Consider the following 15,264-nt stretch of genomic DNA (forward strand, 5'->3'; position numbering starts at 1 on the left):
TGTCAGTCGCCGGACGCCAGGGGGCAGCTGAGCGGCAGCACGCGTTCGGTCAGCCGGCCGGTGAGGCGGCCGTCGCCGATCTCCGCCTCGGTGAGCCAGTCCGCCGCCGTCAACTGCTCCACCATGGGCTCCAGTTCCCCGGCGTCGACGGCGCACCAGGAGGCGAGGGCCGCCAGATCGACGCCCTGGCCCTCGGCCCCCAGCCGTCCGTCGGCACTGGTCCGGACGGCCAGGGCCAGGGCCAGCAGCCGGGTACCGGCACCGGTCTTCTTCTTGCGGAGCTTCTTGTCGCCGACGACCTTCTGGGCCCATCCGCTGAGCTTGGGGCGTGTCTTCCTGCCGAAGTCGAACGGTCCCCGGCCGCTGTCGTCGGGCGTCAGGGTCGAGATGGTGATCGGGGTGGGGCTCTCCGGGCGGGACTCGAGCAGATCGTCGGCGGTGCACGGGATGGACAGCCAGCCGCAGTCCACGAGCCGGTCGATCAGCTCCTCGGGGTCCGTCAGGGGCAGCCCCCGCACGTCCTGCCCCACCAGGTTGCCGGTGCCGGTGAGCGCCGAGCGCAGGGTCAGCATCACCACCATCAGACGGGCCTCCGGGCCGGGCAGCGGGGTGTGATCGGCGACGTGCGCGAAGATCGTCCGCACGTGCTCCCAGTGCGTGGCGGAGGTCAGCAGACGGCTCGTGACCTGCCCCTCGCCGACCGGGCTGAGGCCGGTGCGGTGCTGGTGCTGGAGGCGTGCGGCGGCCGCCGCCTGCTCGGCGCGCCCCGCCTCGAGCCGTAGCTCGGTCTCGCCGGTGACCTCCGCCCAGGTGGTGAACGCCCTCGCCTTGCGGGCGTGGAGCTCGGCGAGCTCGGCGAGGTCGGGTTCGCTGCGCTGCTGGTAGGCGCGGAAGAGGTCGCCCAGCTCCATCAGCTCCTCGCGCAGGGCGACGGGGTGCATGTCGTGCGGCACGATCCGCTGCGCGATCTTCCCGTGCCGCGGGGTGCGCCGGGTCTTCGCGGAGCGGGAAGCGGGCACCTTCCGCGGGGGGGCCGGGGTGGCCGGTGCGGCCGGGGTGGCCGACCCGGACGCGGGGGCGTGGGAGAACTGCGGGGCGGCCGCGGCGACGCCGGGCGGGCGGCGCGCGGCGGAGTGGGCTCCGGCCGCCGGGGCAGGTCCGCCGGTGGCGGTGGCGACGATCTTCGCGGAGGGGTGAGCGGCCGCACAGCGCGCACAGCACTCCATCGCCCGCCACCAGCGGCCCTGCCGGTCGGAGATGACGGCCAGCACGACCGGGCCTCCGCACCGCCACGGCGTGCCCCGGTCGCGGGGGCCGGCGGGCTGGATGTGCAGGCGGCAGTCCTCGGCCTTGCAGACGCAGAACGCCCCGGCCCGAGGCTCGGCGGCGGCCTGCAGATGGGTCTTGATGTGCGCGACCGCGGCCGCGCGGCCGGCGGCGGCGGACGGCAGGAGCCGGGGCGCGCAGGCCGGACGGCTGCACGAGACGCGCACCGCCGCACCGCCCCGGTCGGCCGCGTCCACCCGCACCATCCATTCGCGTCCCACCAGTCGGTCTTCCGCCCCGTTCGCCGTGGCCTCCACCGTCATGCTGTGCCGTCCCCTCCGCTTCCGATGCGTCGCCGTACCCGCACGTGCCGCTGCCACGACGGGCGGGCACGGCGGTGGATCCAACGGTATGCGGCAAGAGCCCTTCGAGCGGACGAATTCGCCTCGATCCACTCCTTCAGGTGGTGCGGCGCTTCTCGGCCACCGGAGGGCCGTGCGTACGGCGTTCCCGTCCCGGGCCCGGCTCCGCAACGTGAGCCCGGCCACGTAACATGGCTGCATGTCCTTCCTCCGCCGCCGTAGCGCCGCAACACCCGCGGGCCCGGACTTCGACGTCCTGGCCATGGACCCGGGGGACTGGCCCGGCAACCTCGGCGCCGGTCTGCTCCCCGCGCCCGACGGCAGCTGTCAGGGCGTCTTCCTCCGTTACGACCTGTACGGCGGCCGCGGCCCGGCCATGATCATCGGCAATCTCCCGGCCGGTTCGCCCGCCCGCGAGACCGAGGACGGCCAGGTTCCCTTCGAGGTCGCGCAGTTGCTGCTGGCCCTGGAGAACGACGAGCCGATCGAGGTCGTCAGCAGCGAGGACGTCCCCGTGATGCAGGGCGACAATCTGCTGATCGTCCGCCGGGTGAAGCTCTCGGAGAGCCGCATCGCCTGCGTCCAGTTCGACCGCAGCGACGGTGTGCTCGTGACCATCGCCAGCTGGGACCGTCCCATCACCGACGATCTGTACACCCTCCTCAAGCCCCTTCCCGCAGAGTTGTTCCAGCAGGGCTGAAACGTATCTGCATAGGCCGCCCGCATATGCCGGGCGGCCTTTTTTCATGCCCGGACCGCCGGGGTGATGTCGATCCCGGCCCGGAACGCGTCCGGAAATGTGCGTTGACACGGATGGCAGGGGAGCGGCTACGGTAAGAAAATGTAACGAGTGTTCAATGTGTAGCGCTCGTTCAGTTTCTTTCGGCTTCCTTCCCCCCTTCCCGTCCGGAGGTCCCTCCCATGGCCAACCCCTACGGCGCCCTCTTCACGGCGCCGGGCTCCGTGGCCTTCTCCGCCGCGGGCTTCGTCGCCCGTATGCCGCTCTCGATGGCAGGCATCGGCATCATCGCGATGCTGTCCCAGATGCGAGGGGACTACGGTCTGGCGGGAGCCGTCTCCGCCGCCTTCACCCTCTCCATGGCCCTCTGCGGCCCCCGGATCTCCCGGCTGGTCGACCGGCGCGGCCAGGGCAGGGTGCTGCTGCCCGCCACCGGACTCAGCGTCGTCGCCATGGGCGTACTGCTCCTCTGCGCCCGCTACGACGCTCCCGTCTGGACGCTGTTCGTCAGCGCGCTGGCGGCCGGCACGATGCCCAACATGGCCGCCATGGTCCGCGCCCGCTGGACCCACATCCACCGGGGCTCCGACCGGCTGCACACGGCCTACTCGCTGGAATCGGTCGTCGACGAACTCACCTTCGTGGTCGGACCCGCCCTCGCGGTCGCGCTGAGCACCGCATGGTTCCCGGAGGCGGGCCCGCTGGCGGCGGCGGCGCTGCTCACCCTCGGCGTGCTCATGTTCGTACCGCAGAAGCGCACCGAACCGCCGGTGATCCAGCCGTCCGCGCACGATGCCCGCAGCACCTCGGCGCTGCGCGGCGGGCCGCTCGTCCTGCTGGCCCTCACCCTCGTCGCGGGCGGCACGATCGTCGGAACCGTCGACGTGGTCAGCGTCGCGTTCGCCGAGGAGCAGGGCTCACCGGCCGGTGCGGGCATCGTCCTCTCCGTCTACGCGGTCGGCTCGGCCGGGTCCGGACTGGTCTTCGGCGCACTCAGGCTCACCACACCGCTGCCCCGGCTTCTGCTCCTGAGCACGGCCGGCACCGCCCTGACGACGCTCCCGCTGCTGCTCGTCGGCGATATCGCCACCCTCTCCGCCGCCGTCTTCTTCTCCGGCCTCTTCTTCGCGCCTACCATGATCGTGGTGATGGGACTGGTGGAGAGGACGGTGCCGCCGGCCGTCCTCACCGAGGGGATGACCTGGGCGATCACCGGCCTCAGCGTCGGCGTGGCGCTCGGCGCTTCGGTGTCGGGCGGCATGGTCGACCGCTTCGGCCCCTCCGGCGGGTTCACGGTCGCGATCGCGGCGGGCGGCGCGACGGTGCTGCTGGCGCTGATCGCCCAGCGCCCCCTGGACCGACGCCTGCGGGGGGCCGCCGAAGCGTCCGCCGACCGGGCGGCCGACGAAGGGCGGGCGAAGTCCGCCCGGTAGACGCCGGGCCCCGCACCACCGGGAAGGGGACGGCCCGCCGTCCCCGCCCCGCTCCGACCACGACGCCCGGAGGGCACGATGCACACACCGCGGACAGACGGACGCCTCCTCAAGGGCGAACTGCGGCGGCGGGAACTCATCGAGGCCACCCTCCGGGTGGTCGCCCGCGAGGGCGTCGCAGGCGTCAGCCACCGGGCGGTGGCACGCGAGGCGAACCAGCCCGCCACCGCCGCCGCCTACTACTTCAAGAGCATCGACGACCTGCTCACCGCCGCGCTCACCGCCTGTATGGACCAGGACGCCGAACGGATGCGCCGCCTGGCCGAGGACGCGGACGGCAGCCCCGAGGGCCTCACCGCCCTCGCCGAGCTGCTCGCCGAGGTCGTGTCCGGTCCGGACCGGCTGCTCGCCGAGTACGAGCTCTACCTCCTCGCCGCCCGCCGTCCGGAGCTGCGCACGTCCACCGGACACTGGCTGGACGCCATCGCCGGGTACGCCCACCGCTACACACGGGACCCGGTCCGGGTGCAGGTCTTCAAAGGCGTCGTCGACGGCCTGCTCCTTCAGGGGCTGCTGACCGACACACCGCCGACCGCGGCGGAGTTCGAGGCGGTGCTCCGGCACGTTCTGCTCTGAGGCCCCTGGGCCAGGAGCCCCGCGCACGAGCGGCCACGGCCCGCCGTGACCTTCTCACGACGGGCCGCGCCACCGGCGGCCGCATTTCCGGCAGGTCTTTCGCAGAGCCCTGAACTACGCCCTGCTGCCCGCCAGTTCCGCCATCAGGCGCGTCACCTGGGCCGCTGAGGTGCCGAGCCCCGTGGGGCCGCTCAGGCGCCAGGGCGCGCCGTGCCCGCGCCGTAGGTCCTCCTCGCGGTACCGGCGGCAGCCCCGGTGCCAGATCAGGATGCCCGCGAGCCAGTGCTTGAGCTCCTGCACATAGCCCGCCAGTACCTCCCGCGCCTCGGCGTCCAGGTCGAAGTCGTCGTACAGAACCGGCAGTTCGACCTCCGCCACATGCAGGAACTGCCGCAGCCGGGAGTTCATCAGGTCGTGCACGATCGCCACGCCCGTTGGATAGTCGACGCCGAAGAAGTTCTGCACGACCAGGACGCCGTTGTGCACCTCGCCCTCGTACTCGATCTCCTTCTGGTACGAGAACAGGTCGTTCAGCAGGCACGCGTAGTCCGCGGCGGCGTTCTCCAGCGACCGCATGGGGCCACTGCGGTAGACCGCCTCGGGCACCTTCCGGCGGTGTGCGAGCCGGCACAGGCTCATCGTCAGGTCCGAACCGAAGGTCGCCCGCCGCATCTCGACGTAGTCGACCGGATCGGGGATACGGTTCTGCGCCTGGTTGGCCAGCTCCCACAGCCAGCTCTCCGTCATCGACTCGATCGCGGTCCGGAAGGTGCGCCGCGCCCCCGGGTCCATCGGCTCCGCCGTCCGGTGCCACAGGTCGCCCAGCGACCGCTCCAGCGCGTTCACCGGCTCGGGAGTCCCCTCGCCGTCCAGCGGCATGAAGAGGGAGAGCCGCTCGTTGGCCAGCCGGGCCCCGGCCAGGTCCCTGGTCCGCCCGTGCACCACGGGGAACCAGTCGTCACCGTACGTACCCCAGGCCAGCCAGCCGGAGGAGATGTCCAGCTCGTCCGGTGCGGCGTCCGGATGGATGCCCGCCGCGCAGAGGGGGAGGTCGATCGCGAGGAGCCGCTCCTCGTCCCAGATGTGCGAACCCGGCACTCCGGGCTGCGCCTCCAGGATGCCCATCCGGTGCGCCCAGTCGACCAGCCGGACCCTGGCGCCCTCCAGGTGCGGGCTCAGGGTCGTGCCGAACGGCAGCTTGAGATCGGGGACGATCGAGGGGCCGACGTGCTGGTGGGGCCGGTGGCTGTGGCTGCGGGCCCGGGCCGTCTCCGAACGCGGCGTGAACCTGATCGAGGCGGCGGACATGCCGAAGCCCGCCACCGCCTCGCCGGCCCCGCCGCCGTTCATGTACCGGCTGGAGCGCATGTGCCACTCATGGCCGCCGGACTGCCAGTCCTGGAGCCCCTTGACGTACGCGAGGACGGACGCGGTCCGCGCCGGATCGAGGCCCTTCTCCGCGCAGAGCGGGCCCAGTTCGGTGAGGGCGGTGTTCTCGAACTGATGGAGCCGTGAGGTCAGCAGGTCGTTGACGGCCTCGGCCGCTTCCTGTGTGGAGCAGCCGAGGAACTTCTCCAGGACCAGCACCCCGTTGCTGTTCTCGCCCTCCTCCTCGACCTCGCGCTGGTACGAGAAGAGGTCGTTGCGCAGGTGGACCCCGTCGGAGAAGGCGTCGCGCAGGACGCGCAGCGGACGGGCGTCGGCCACTTCGGCCGGGACCTCGGCATCGGCCGCGTACTCCACGAGCCCGGCCGACCAGGGCGCGCCGCCGACCTTGCGGCGCATCTCGATGTACTCGACGGGATTGGCGATGCGGCCCTCGTTGATGTTGGCGAGCTCCCACAGCGACTCGTTGAGGAGGTTCTCCGTCGCCTCCGCGAACCGGGCCCGCCAGGCGTCGGACATCGCGGGGATCGTCCGGGTCCACAGATCGGCGAGACCCGCCTCGACGGGGTTCTCCGGCTCCGGGGTCGCCGCCCCGCGCTCCATCGGCATGAAGGCGGGGAGCCGGTCGAGATACCGCTTGGCGCCCTCACGGTCGGGCGTGCGCTTGAACAGCTCCAGGAAGTGGTCGTCGAAGAAGAAGACCCACACATACCAGTCGGTCACCAGGGACAGCGCCTCGGCCGAGCAGTCGGGGTGGGTATAGGCGCAGAGCAGGGCGTAGTCGTGCGCCTCCAGGTCCTTCTCCTCCCAGACGCCGGACCCCTCCAGCATCCCCATCCCGCGCGCCCATTGGCGGGTGTGGACCCGCGCCGCCTCCACATGAGGGTTGAGCCGCGCCGGATACGGAACATAGAAGTCCGGCAGTGAGAAGGGCTGTGCCATGTGCGTGGCCTTTCCAGAAGGCTCCGCGCGGGGCCGCGCGGACCGGTGGTGTCCGCGCCAGCCCTACCCTTCGGCCATCCGAGGCACGCACAACGGCCATTAGTCACATAATCGCGGCCCTGGCGGAGACCTCAGTGAGTCCCGGATCGGCCCCAACGGTGAGGCCCGAGCCGGCGTCCCTCGGTGAGGTCCGAGCCGGCACCTTCGGTGAGGCCCGAGCCGGCGTCCTCGGTCGGGCCCGTGCTGCAGGGTCCGCTCAGTAGGCGGAGTCGACGTTGTCGATCGTGCCGTACCGGTCCGCGGCGTAGTTGGCGGCGGCGGTGATGTTGGCGACCGGGTCGGTGAGCTTCTTCGGGGTGCCCTTGACGTGGTAGGCGTCGAAGGTGGGCTGGATCACCTGGAGCAGACCCTTGGAGGGGATGCCGTTGCGGGCGTTGATGTCCCAGTCGTTGACGGCGTTCGGGTTGCCGCTGGACTCGCGCATGATGTTGCGGTGCAGCCCCTCGTACGAGCCGGGGATGTTCTTCTTCTTCATGATGTCGAGCGACTCGCGTATCCAGCCGTCGAGGTTGTTCTTGTACTGCTTCGGCGCGGCGACGGCCTTGCGCTCGGTGGAACGGTTGGCGGCCTGCTTCTCGGAGCGCGCCTTCTCGGCGGCCTTCTGCGCGGTGGCCTCGCGGTCGGCCACGGCCTTCTTCGCGGCGGCTTCCTTCGCGGTGGCCTTCTTCGCCGCGGACTCCTCGGCGGCCTTCTTGGCCGCCGCGTCCTTCGCCGTGGGGATACCGGCCGCTGCGACCGGCTCGACGGCCACGGAGGACCGGGCGGCGGAGGGCTGTGCGTCGCTCTGCTCGCTGGTCGCGGCGATGGCCGTGACCGAACCGGCCGCGACGAGCACGGCGGTGGCGAGCTTGTGCGAGCGGGTGACGCGGATGGTGCGGGGCATGCGTGAGCTCTTCCTGTTGGGGACGGGATCGGCGGCCTGTTCGCCGCGTGAGCAGAGACCGAGGGGGAAGGTCTGCGGCCGCCGGTGGGCGCTCGTCGCAGGCTCGGTCTCGGTGCTTGCCGGAATCCATGGTTAACGGGCATCCACGGAGGAGGCAATGACCCCTTTTACTACCCTCAATAGGAGATGAGCGGGAATGGTCGTTTTGCGGGATTTATTGCACGGTGGGAGAGGTGTCGCGCCCACTACCGAAGGTCGTAGGTGACGTGGGTCTCGTGGCATGCCTCACCTGCCGGGCGCCCCGGTGTGGCGCTGGGTCAGCACCCGGTCACCCGGGGAAGCGGTTCTGCGGCACACAGAACAGCGCGCTGCGGGCCCGGTGTGTCGGCACCGGTCCCGCAGCGCGCTTCCTCTTCGCAGTGGCCTTCTTCCATCAGGTCTTCGGCGCGCGGCCGCTCGCCCGTCCGCCCCTGGGGCTCAGCGCGGTCGCGCTGAGCCCCAGGGGCGGACGGTTGCCGCGCGGACTCAGCGCGTCCCGACCGCCGCCCGCACCGCCCGACGCGCCATCGCGCAGTCGTCGTGCAGCCTGCGCAGCAGCAACCGCTGCTCCTCCCCGGAGGAGAGCGCGCCCGGCCGGTCCTGGCCCGCGCTCACCGAGGGCGCTTCGCGCATCGTGCGCTGCACGGCCGTCTCGTAGTTTCGGATCTCCCGGGTCAGCACCAGCATCAGGTTCACCAGGAACGCGTCCCGCGCCGCCGGCCCCCTGGCCTGGGCCAGCTGGCTGATCTGGCGTCGCGCGCCGACCGCGTTGCCGAGCACCGACCACAGGGTGGCCAGGTCGTAGCCCGGCAGATACCAGCCCGCGTGCTCCCAGTCGACCAGCACGGGACCGGTCGGCGACAGCAGGATGTTGGAGAGCAGCGCGTCACCGTGGCAGAACTGGCCCATGCTGTGACGGCCGCCTGCGTGGGCCAGACCGTGCAGCAGCTTCTGGAGGTCACCGAGATCACGGTCGGTGAAGAGACCGAGCTCGTGGTAGCGGGCGATCCGCGAGGCGTAGTCGAGCGGCGCCTCGAACAGTCCGGCCGGCGGCCGCCAGGCGTTCACCTGGGCGATCGCGCCGAGCACGGCACGGATGTCGGCCCGCGGCGGGGCCTCCGCCGGGTGCCGGGTCAGCGCGGCCACCCGGCCGGGCATCCGCTCGATCACCAGCGTGCAGTTCTCCGGGTCCGCTGCGATCAGCCGGGGCGCCCGAACCGGGGGGCGGTGCCGGACGAACGCGCGGTACGCCGCTATTTCGTGCCGGAACCGCTCCGTCCACGCGGGGGAGTGGTCCAGTAAACACTTCGCCACGGCGGTGGCCCGCCCGGTCGTGCCGACGATCAGGACCGAACGGCCGCTGCGCCGCAGGACCTGCACCGGATTGAACTCGGGGCAGATGCGCTGTACGGAGGCGATGGCCATCCGCACCTGCGCGCCCTGCGGCCCGGAGAGGTCGATGCGCCCGCTGAGCGGTCCGGCACCCGGTCCCGCCGCCCGCCGGGGCCGGCCCAGACCCTGCGCCGGCGCACCGGGATGAGGGGCGAGGTACGGCCCGCCGCCCGTCCCCATGGGACGGAGCGGCCGGGGAGGGGCGGACACGGAGGACGATGCTGTGTACATGGGCGAGACAGATCCCTTCGTGCGCCGACAGGTCACGTGCGCCAACCCGGCCGACGGCCGTTCGGCACCCTGGGGAGTACCTAGGGCTGCCGGGCGGGGTGGCGCTTTCCTACCTGACACCGGGGCGCGGGTGGCAGACCATCTGGCGGACCCTGGCGAACCCTGGCGAATAGTCACAGCGCATCTGACAGGGGGTTAGTGTCAAGTCAGCCGAGAACCTGGGGGCTTGACGTGACCGGAGAACCCAACACCCGCCTTTGCGACCTGTTCGGCCTGGCCGGCTGGTCCAAGGGTGAACTCGCGAGAATGGTGAACCGGAAGGCGGCGGCCATGGGCCACCCGCAACTGGCCACCGACACCTCGCGCGTCAGGCGCTGGATCGACACGGGGGAATCCCCCCGTGATCCCGTGCCCGAAGTGCTGGCAGCCCTGTTCACCGAGCGGCTCGGCCGTGTCGTGACCATCGAGGACCTCGGGTTCGGCCGACGCGGGCGTATGGGGAAACGGCGTGACTCCGGGACGGAACACGATCCCGATCAACTGCCGTGGGCGCCCGAGCGGACGGCAGCGGTCCTCACCGAATTCACGGGAATGGACCTCATGCTCAACCGACGCGGCATGGTGGGCGCGGGCGCCGCGCTCGCCGCCGGCTCAACCATCGCCGGCCCCATGTACGACTGGCTGCACAGCAACCCCGCCCCGGCGGTCGACGCTCCACGCGCCAACGATCCCCAGCACGCCGACCCCGCCGGCTTCGACCGGTACGAAGCCGCGCCCGTGGGCTCCGACGAGATCGAGGCACTGGAGCGCTCGGTCGACGTGTTCCGCGCCTGGGACGCCTCCCACGGCGGCGGACTCCAGCGCAAGGCCGTGGTGGGCCAGCTCAACGAGGTGGGCGGCATGCTCGCCTACCGCCACCCCGACCACCTCCAGCGCCGCCTGTGGGGCGTTGCCGCCAACCTCGCCGTACTCGCGGGCTGGATGTCCCACGACGTCGGCCTCGAACCCACCGCCCAGAAGTACTTCATCATCGCCGCCCACGCGGCCAGGGAAGGCGGTGACCGGCCGCGCGCCGGCGAAGCCCTCTCCCGCGCGGCACGCCAGATGGTGCACCTGGGCCGCCCCGACGACGCACTGGACCTGATGAAGCTCGCCAAATCCGGCTCCGGGGACGCGACCCTGCCCCGTACGCAGGCGATGCTGCGCACCATCGAAGCCTGGGCGCAGGCATCCATGGGCCGGGGCCAGGCCATGCGGCGCACGCTCGGCGAGGCGGAGGAGCTCTTCGTCTCGGACAAGAGCGACGTGCCGCCGCCGAGCTGGATGCAGATGTTCGACGAGGCGGACCTGCACGGCATGCAGGCGCTGGCGTTCCGCACCCTGGCCGAACACGACCCGACCGTCGCGGTCATCGCCCAGCGCCACGCCAAACAGGCCCTCGAACTGCGGATCAACGGACGCCAGCGGTCCAAGATCTTCGACTACATCTCGCTCGCCTCGGCCTGCTTCATCGCCAACGACCCCGAACAGGCCGACCGCTACGCCCGGTTGGCGCTGGTGTCGATGGGGGAGACCTCCTCGCACCGCACCTGGGACCGGCTGCGCGAGATGTACCGGCTCACCGGCCAGTTCGCGGGCTACGGCAAGATCCAGGACCTCCGGGAGCAGATCGAGCGCTCCCTCCCGCACAGCCCGGCCGCCAAGAAGGCCAGGGGCGCGCAAGCCTGATCCCCGTACCGCCCGCGTCGCTCACCGGACGCCGAACCCGTTCCGTAACCCTGCCACCGTGACATCCCGGCAGGTCTCACACCGTCCCGCGCCTACGCGCTTCCTCACGCCCCGACCCGGGCGACCAGCACGCAACCGACGTCCAGGCGTTCAGCCGCGCCCGACTCCTCGACCACGCACCGTACGCACTCCTGTGCCGTGCGGGCCTGTGCGAGGCGGGGGGCGAGGGCGAGCAGTGCCTCCGGGCCCGCACCCCGGTCGCCGCGCGACGTGGGTCCGCCGGTGTGCAGCACCAGCACGTCGCCGGGGAGCAACCGCACCTCGTCCTGCTCGAAGGCCGCCCCGGAGGCGGTCTCGGAGGCCGCCCGAGGGGTGGTGGTGAGCCGTGCCCCGTCCAGCGACGGCAGCGGCCGTGCCGTTCCGTCGCGGAACAGCAGCGGCGCGGGGTGTCCCGCCCGCGCCCAGGACAGGGCGCCGGTGGCCGGGTCGAAGCGGCAGCACAGGGCGCTGCCCGGCGCGGTCCCCGCCGACGAAAGGAGGAGCTGGTCGAGGTGGCCCGTCAGGGCGCCCGGCTCGATGCCGGCGACGGCCATGCCGCGCAGCGCGCCCAGCAACATCGCCACGTCAGGGGCGCCCGGCATGCCGCGTCCGGTGAGACGGCCGGCGGCCAGCAGGGTCCGGCCGTCCGGCAGCCGCATCGCGTCGTACCAGTCGCCGATGAGGCCGCTCGACGAGAAAGGGGAAGGGGGGTAGTGAGCGGCGATGTCCAGAACGCCGGGGGCGGGCTGCGGGAGACGGAGGAGGTCGTGCCACGGCGGCAGGACCGTCCGCTCGGGCTCCACGGCCGTCCGGTGCTCGGAGCGCCGGGTGCGTTCGTCGTGCTCGTCGGGCTGTGCCGTGTCCCGGCTCCCGTCTACGGTCTCCTCACCGTGCCGCAGCTCGCTGACGTCCCGGAGCACGGCCCACATGGCGGCGGTGCAGCCCTCGGAGTCGAGGACCGGCTCGCCCGTCATGTGCAGTGTGCGCACCTCGCCGTCGGGGCGCACGATGCGGAACTCGCCGTCCATGGGCCGCCCGTCGACCAGGCAGCCCGTCACCATGGAGGTCAGCCGAGGCTGGTCCTCCGGCAGCAGTACGGACGGCAGGTCGTCCAGTGAGAGCGGGGAGGAACCGGGGGGCCGGCCGAAGATCTCGTACAGCTCCTCGGACCAGCTCACCTCGTCGGTGAGGAGGTTCCACTCCGCGTTGCCGACGCGGGACCGCGCGGCGTCGGCCGGTGGGCCGTCCGTCGTTCCGCGGCCGTCCTGGGGTCCGACGTCCTGACCGCGTCGGGCGTGCAGGCCGGCCCTGAGCTGCCCCAGACGCCCGTCGAGGTCGTCCAGGTGCTGAACGGCCAGATCGCACAGAGCACGCTGCAACCGCGCCTGCGAACTGTTCCCCTCGGCCTCCGCCACGCTCCGTCCCACGGTGTCCACGTCTCCGCGCAGCTGCCGCGTCCGGTGGATCAGGGCGTCGACGGCATCGTGCGCGGGAGGCTGTGGTGCGGGACGGTCCGCGAACAGATGGGACGGCATCTCGTACTCCGATACAGGCGCGGCGCGGCCGGGTCTCAGGGGTGGACCGTCATCGACTGTGGCACAGGCCGCGGCGACCCGTAAGAGGTTTGGCAATACTCGATACGTTGTTGCTTCTGGCATATGCCATAGGCCATACGGGGTCACGATTTCCCGAACGGGCGTACGTATCAAGGCTGTTGTGAAGGCCGACCGGCCTCGCGCCGGGTGACCCGGGCCGGGAATGCCGACGAGGGGCGCCGCGTTATGACACCAGAACGAAAACGAATCCCATTCCCGCTACGGGAGTGGAATCGTCGAACACCACGGGAGGCGCCCATGGCGCGCAGCGAACTCAGGCCCGTCGTGACCCTCCGGTCCACTGCCGGAACGGGCCGTACCTATGTGACCCGCAAGAACCGCCGCAACAGCCCCGACCGGCTGGAGCTGCGCAAGTTCGATTCCGCGGCCGGACAGCACGTCCTCTTCCGCGAGTCCCGCTGACCGCGCGGAACCGGACCGGCCGCACCGCGCAGACTCGTCCCCGGTACGCCACCGCCATCCGCGGTGAGGAAGGAACGCATCCATGAAGTCCCGCATCCACCCCGTCTCCCGCCTCGTGGTCTTCCGGGACCGCGCCGCGGACACCGCCTTCCTCACCCGCTCGACCGCCGACTCCGGCGAGCGCGTGACATGGGAGGACGGCAACGTCTATCCCGTCATCGACGTGGAGACGTCGTCGGCGAGCCATCCGTTCTACACCGGCGGCCGCCAGGTGCTCGACACGGCCGGCCGCGTCGAGCGGTTCCATCGCCGCTTCGGCGCCGGTGACCGCCGTCACGGCGACGGCGACGCGCCCCGGAGCTGACGGGACCGGGCCCGCACCGGGGGAGGGGCCAGGGCCGGAATCAATGATTCCGTGCTGTGGATCACATCGGGGGGAGCGGGTTCCCGGGAAGAGCGGTAGATGGTTTATCGTTCATCTATAAGTGGACGTGAGGGGACAGTGTCCCCAAGGCTCCCGCCGAGAGGCGACCGCCCTTCACCTCCGCAGCAGAGCCGCCCCGGCCGGATTCCCCCGATCCGGTCGGGGCTTCCCCGTATCCGGCCGCGTTCGCCGGTCACGTCGTCGCGTGGAGATCCTTCGCGTAGTGCTCGATGGCCGACCGGTACCGCTGGACGTGCCGGTCGTCACTGGTCGACGCCAGCAGCCGCAGCAGCAGCCGCATCGCCTCGTGGTGTTCGCCCGTGTGGAACAGGGCCATCGCCAGGAACGTCTTGAGCGCACCGTCGTCCGGGAACTCCTCGACGCCCCGGCCGAGCGTCTCCACGGCCTGCCCGTACCGCCCCAGCACCCGGTACGTACTGCCCAGCCCCAGCAGCGCCCCCCGCCGGTCCTCGGCCCCGAGCCCGGCGCCCGCCAGGCTGCGTTCGTAATACGGCGCCGCCTCGGTCTCCAGGCCCATGGCGTCATGGACGCACGCGGTCCGGTAGGCCACCTCCGCGTCGTCGGGGAACCGGGCGGTCAGGGCGAGCAGTCGCTCGCGCGCCTCCTCCTGCCTGCCCTCCTCGCGGAGCCGGTCGGTCTCGGCCAGCAGGTCCTTCTTCTCGCGTGTGCTCATGCGGCCATCCTCGCAGGCGGCCACGGGGCGGCCGGACTATTTGCGGCTCCGGCGCCCGCCCGGGTGTTTTCCGGCCCGGCGCGGGCATCCGTCCGCCATGACTTCAGAGGCGAAGGCCCGTACGGGGCAGGGGACATGGGCACGCGTACTGTTGCGGGTGACCGTCCTGACGGTGGTATTGCTGGGGCTGGTGGTGTTCTCCATCTTCCTGGCCAAAGTGACGCTCACACCCTCGCCGGCCTCCGCGGACATCGTGACGTCGAATCTGCGGCCGGGCCGCTCGCTGCGCCAGTACGCCGAGGACTACACCTTCCTCGCCGCGTGCAAGCAGGCGGGCGGAAACGTGCTGCTCGGCGTGCCCTTCGGGCTGCTGCTGCCGTTCCTCGTGCCGCGCCGCCTGCGCGTGGTCAGCATGACGCTGCTGACCGCCGCCGCCATGATCGTCGTGGAACTGATCCAGGGGGCCCTGGTCACCGGGCGCGCCTTCGACATCGACGACGTCATCCTCAACACGGCGGGTGCCCTGCTCGGGTACTTCCTGCTCGGCCGCCGCATCAGCCACCGCTACCACGCCTTCGCCCACCCGCCCCGGGCCGGTGCGGCCGGGCCCGGGACCGGACCGGAGCCCACGGACGCGACGACGGACGGAAAGCCCGCGCCCCGGTCCCGTACCAAGGCGGGCGCCAAGGCCGGGACCGAGTCCGGGGCCAAGGCCGGGACCGAGGACGCGCCGCCCTCGCGGGCCGACCGGACCAGGACGAAGCCCCGGGCGACGGCGGCATCCGGCACCGGCGCGAGCGCGAAGAGGGCCACCGGTTCGGGCGGGCGCGGCGCGGATGGCGGCGCGCCTCCCGGCGTCGGCCGCCCCTTGCTGGACCGGCTCCGCAGGCGCTGACCGCGGGGGCCCGCCGAGTCTCGGCGGGCCCCTCGTGCGTCTGCGTCCGTGTAATCGAACTGGCCTGTTTCACACGGGAGATGGAGTGAAACCGCCG

13 protein-coding genes are annotated in these 15,264 nt (G+C 71.9%); 7 read left to right on the top strand and 6 right to left on the bottom strand.

Translation table 11 applies throughout. From position 1 onward, the window contains the following. Positions 1-2: 2 nt before the first annotated feature. Positions 3-1,589, bottom strand: coding sequence for a hypothetical protein (locus tag ACLJPL_RS23860; protein WP_411082950.1), 1,587 nt, complete (start codon positions 1,587-1,589; stop codon positions 3-5). Between the two features lie 238 nt (positions 1,590-1,827). Here ACLJPL_RS23860 and ACLJPL_RS23865 point away from each other — a divergent pair, with 238 nt between their 5' ends. The 3 genes from ACLJPL_RS23865 to ACLJPL_RS23875 all read left to right on the top strand — a co-directional run bounded on the left by ACLJPL_RS23865 (position 1,828) and on the right by ACLJPL_RS23875 (position 4,436). Then, a complete protein-coding gene (locus ACLJPL_RS23865) occupies positions 1,828-2,328 on the top strand; it encodes a hypothetical protein (protein ID WP_026242033.1) in 501 nt (166 codons plus the stop codon). Positions 2,329-2,549: 221 nt separating this feature from the next. Then, positions 2,550-3,800: an MFS transporter gene (locus tag ACLJPL_RS23870; RefSeq protein ID WP_411082951.1), complete on the top strand. Its 1,251-nt coding sequence runs from the start codon at positions 2,550-2,552 to the stop codon at positions 3,798-3,800. A 78-nt stretch (positions 3,801-3,878) separates the two neighbouring features. Next, a complete protein-coding gene (locus ACLJPL_RS23875) occupies positions 3,879-4,436 on the top strand; it encodes a TetR/AcrR family transcriptional regulator (protein ID WP_411082952.1) in 558 nt (185 codons plus the stop codon). A gap of 114 nt (positions 4,437-4,550) precedes the next feature. Here ACLJPL_RS23875 and ACLJPL_RS23880 read toward each other — a convergent pair whose 3' ends face one another. The 3 genes from ACLJPL_RS23880 to ACLJPL_RS23890 all read right to left on the bottom strand — a co-directional run bounded on the left by ACLJPL_RS23880 (position 4,551) and on the right by ACLJPL_RS23890 (position 9,369). After that, entirely contained in the window at positions 4,551-6,764 is a 2,214-nt protein-coding gene (locus ACLJPL_RS23880; RefSeq protein WP_411082953.1) for a terpene synthase family protein, read from the bottom strand. A 256-nt stretch (positions 6,765-7,020) separates the two neighbouring features. Then, the gene (locus ACLJPL_RS23885) at positions 7,021-7,707 is read right to left on the bottom strand and encodes a transglycosylase SLT domain-containing protein (protein ID WP_411082954.1); all 687 of its coding nucleotides are present in this window, start codon (positions 7,705-7,707) and stop codon (positions 7,021-7,023) included. 525 nt (positions 7,708-8,232) lie between these two features. Further along, a complete protein-coding gene (locus ACLJPL_RS23890) occupies positions 8,233-9,369 on the bottom strand; it encodes an aminoglycoside phosphotransferase family protein (protein ID WP_411082955.1) in 1,137 nt (378 codons plus the stop codon). Between the two features lie 231 nt (positions 9,370-9,600). On the opposite strand from ACLJPL_RS23890, the gene ACLJPL_RS23895 reads away from it, so the two are divergent. Next, entirely contained in the window at positions 9,601-11,097 is a 1,497-nt protein-coding gene (locus tag ACLJPL_RS23895; RefSeq protein ID WP_411082956.1) for a hypothetical protein, read from the top strand. A 104-nt stretch (positions 11,098-11,201) separates the two neighbouring features. Here ACLJPL_RS23895 and ACLJPL_RS23900 read toward each other — a convergent pair whose 3' ends face one another. Beyond that, a complete protein-coding gene (locus tag ACLJPL_RS23900; RefSeq protein WP_411082957.1) occupies positions 11,202-12,671 on the bottom strand; it encodes a PP2C family protein-serine/threonine phosphatase in 1,470 nt (489 codons plus the stop codon). Between the two features lie 318 nt (positions 12,672-12,989). On the opposite strand from ACLJPL_RS23900, the gene rpmG reads away from it, so the two are divergent. Together rpmG and ACLJPL_RS23910 are read left to right on the top strand one after the other, a co-directional pair. Continuing rightward, positions 12,990-13,154, top strand: coding sequence for a 50S ribosomal protein L33 (rpmG, locus tag ACLJPL_RS23905; RefSeq protein ID WP_411082958.1), 165 nt, complete (start codon positions 12,990-12,992; stop codon positions 13,152-13,154). A gap of 82 nt (positions 13,155-13,236) precedes the next feature. Continuing rightward, entirely contained in the window at positions 13,237-13,518 is a 282-nt protein-coding gene (locus ACLJPL_RS23910) for a type B 50S ribosomal protein L31 (protein WP_411082959.1), read from the top strand. A gap of 253 nt (positions 13,519-13,771) precedes the next feature. Here the strand turns inward: ACLJPL_RS23910 and ACLJPL_RS23915 are convergent, their stop codons facing one another. Beyond that, on the bottom strand, positions 13,772-14,272 hold the full coding sequence (locus ACLJPL_RS23915; RefSeq protein ID WP_411082960.1) for a tetratricopeptide repeat protein: 501 nt from the start codon (positions 14,270-14,272) through the stop codon (positions 13,772-13,774). Between the two features lie 97 nt (positions 14,273-14,369). On the opposite strand from ACLJPL_RS23915, the gene ACLJPL_RS23920 reads away from it, so the two are divergent. Beyond that, positions 14,370-15,167, top strand: a complete 798-nt coding sequence (locus ACLJPL_RS23920; protein ID WP_411082961.1) for a VanZ family protein — start codon at positions 14,370-14,372, stop codon at positions 15,165-15,167. The last annotated feature ends 97 nt before the right edge of the window (positions 15,168-15,264 follow it).

Origin of the sequence: Streptomyces sp. cmx-18-6, assembly GCF_046548915.1 — a bacterium.
In the GTDB taxonomy this organism is placed as follows: Bacteria; Actinomycetota; Actinomycetes; order Streptomycetales; family Streptomycetaceae; genus Streptomyces.

Coding starts and splice junctions, on each gene's coding strand:
- ACLJPL_RS23915 (WP_411082960.1), bottom strand. CDS start 14,272: ATGAGCACACGCGAGAAGAAGGACCTGCTGGCCGAGACCGACCGGCTC.
- ACLJPL_RS23860 (WP_411082950.1), bottom strand. CDS start 1,589: ATGACGGTGGAGGCCACGGCGAACGGGGCGGAAGACCGACTGGTGGGA.
- rpmG (WP_411082958.1), top strand. CDS start 12,990: ATGGCGCGCAGCGAACTCAGGCCCGTCGTGACCCTCCGGTCCACTGCC.
- ACLJPL_RS23920 (WP_411082961.1), top strand. CDS start 14,370: ATGACTTCAGAGGCGAAGGCCCGTACGGGGCAGGGGACATGGGCACGC.
- ACLJPL_RS23865 (WP_026242033.1), top strand. CDS start 1,828: ATGTCCTTCCTCCGCCGCCGTAGCGCCGCAACACCCGCGGGCCCGGAC.
- ACLJPL_RS23875 (WP_411082952.1), top strand. CDS start 3,879: ATGCACACACCGCGGACAGACGGACGCCTCCTCAAGGGCGAACTGCGG.
- ACLJPL_RS23910 (WP_411082959.1), top strand. CDS start 13,237: ATGAAGTCCCGCATCCACCCCGTCTCCCGCCTCGTGGTCTTCCGGGAC.
- ACLJPL_RS23870 (WP_411082951.1), top strand. CDS start 2,550: ATGGCCAACCCCTACGGCGCCCTCTTCACGGCGCCGGGCTCCGTGGCC.
- ACLJPL_RS23900 (WP_411082957.1), bottom strand. CDS start 12,671: ATGCCGTCCCATCTGTTCGCGGACCGTCCCGCACCACAGCCTCCCGCG.
- ACLJPL_RS23890 (WP_411082955.1), bottom strand. CDS start 9,369: ATGTACACAGCATCGTCCTCCGTGTCCGCCCCTCCCCGGCCGCTCCGT.
- ACLJPL_RS23885 (WP_411082954.1), bottom strand. CDS start 7,707: ATGCCCCGCACCATCCGCGTCACCCGCTCGCACAAGCTCGCCACCGCC.
- ACLJPL_RS23880 (WP_411082953.1), bottom strand. CDS start 6,764: ATGGCACAGCCCTTCTCACTGCCGGACTTCTATGTTCCGTATCCGGCG.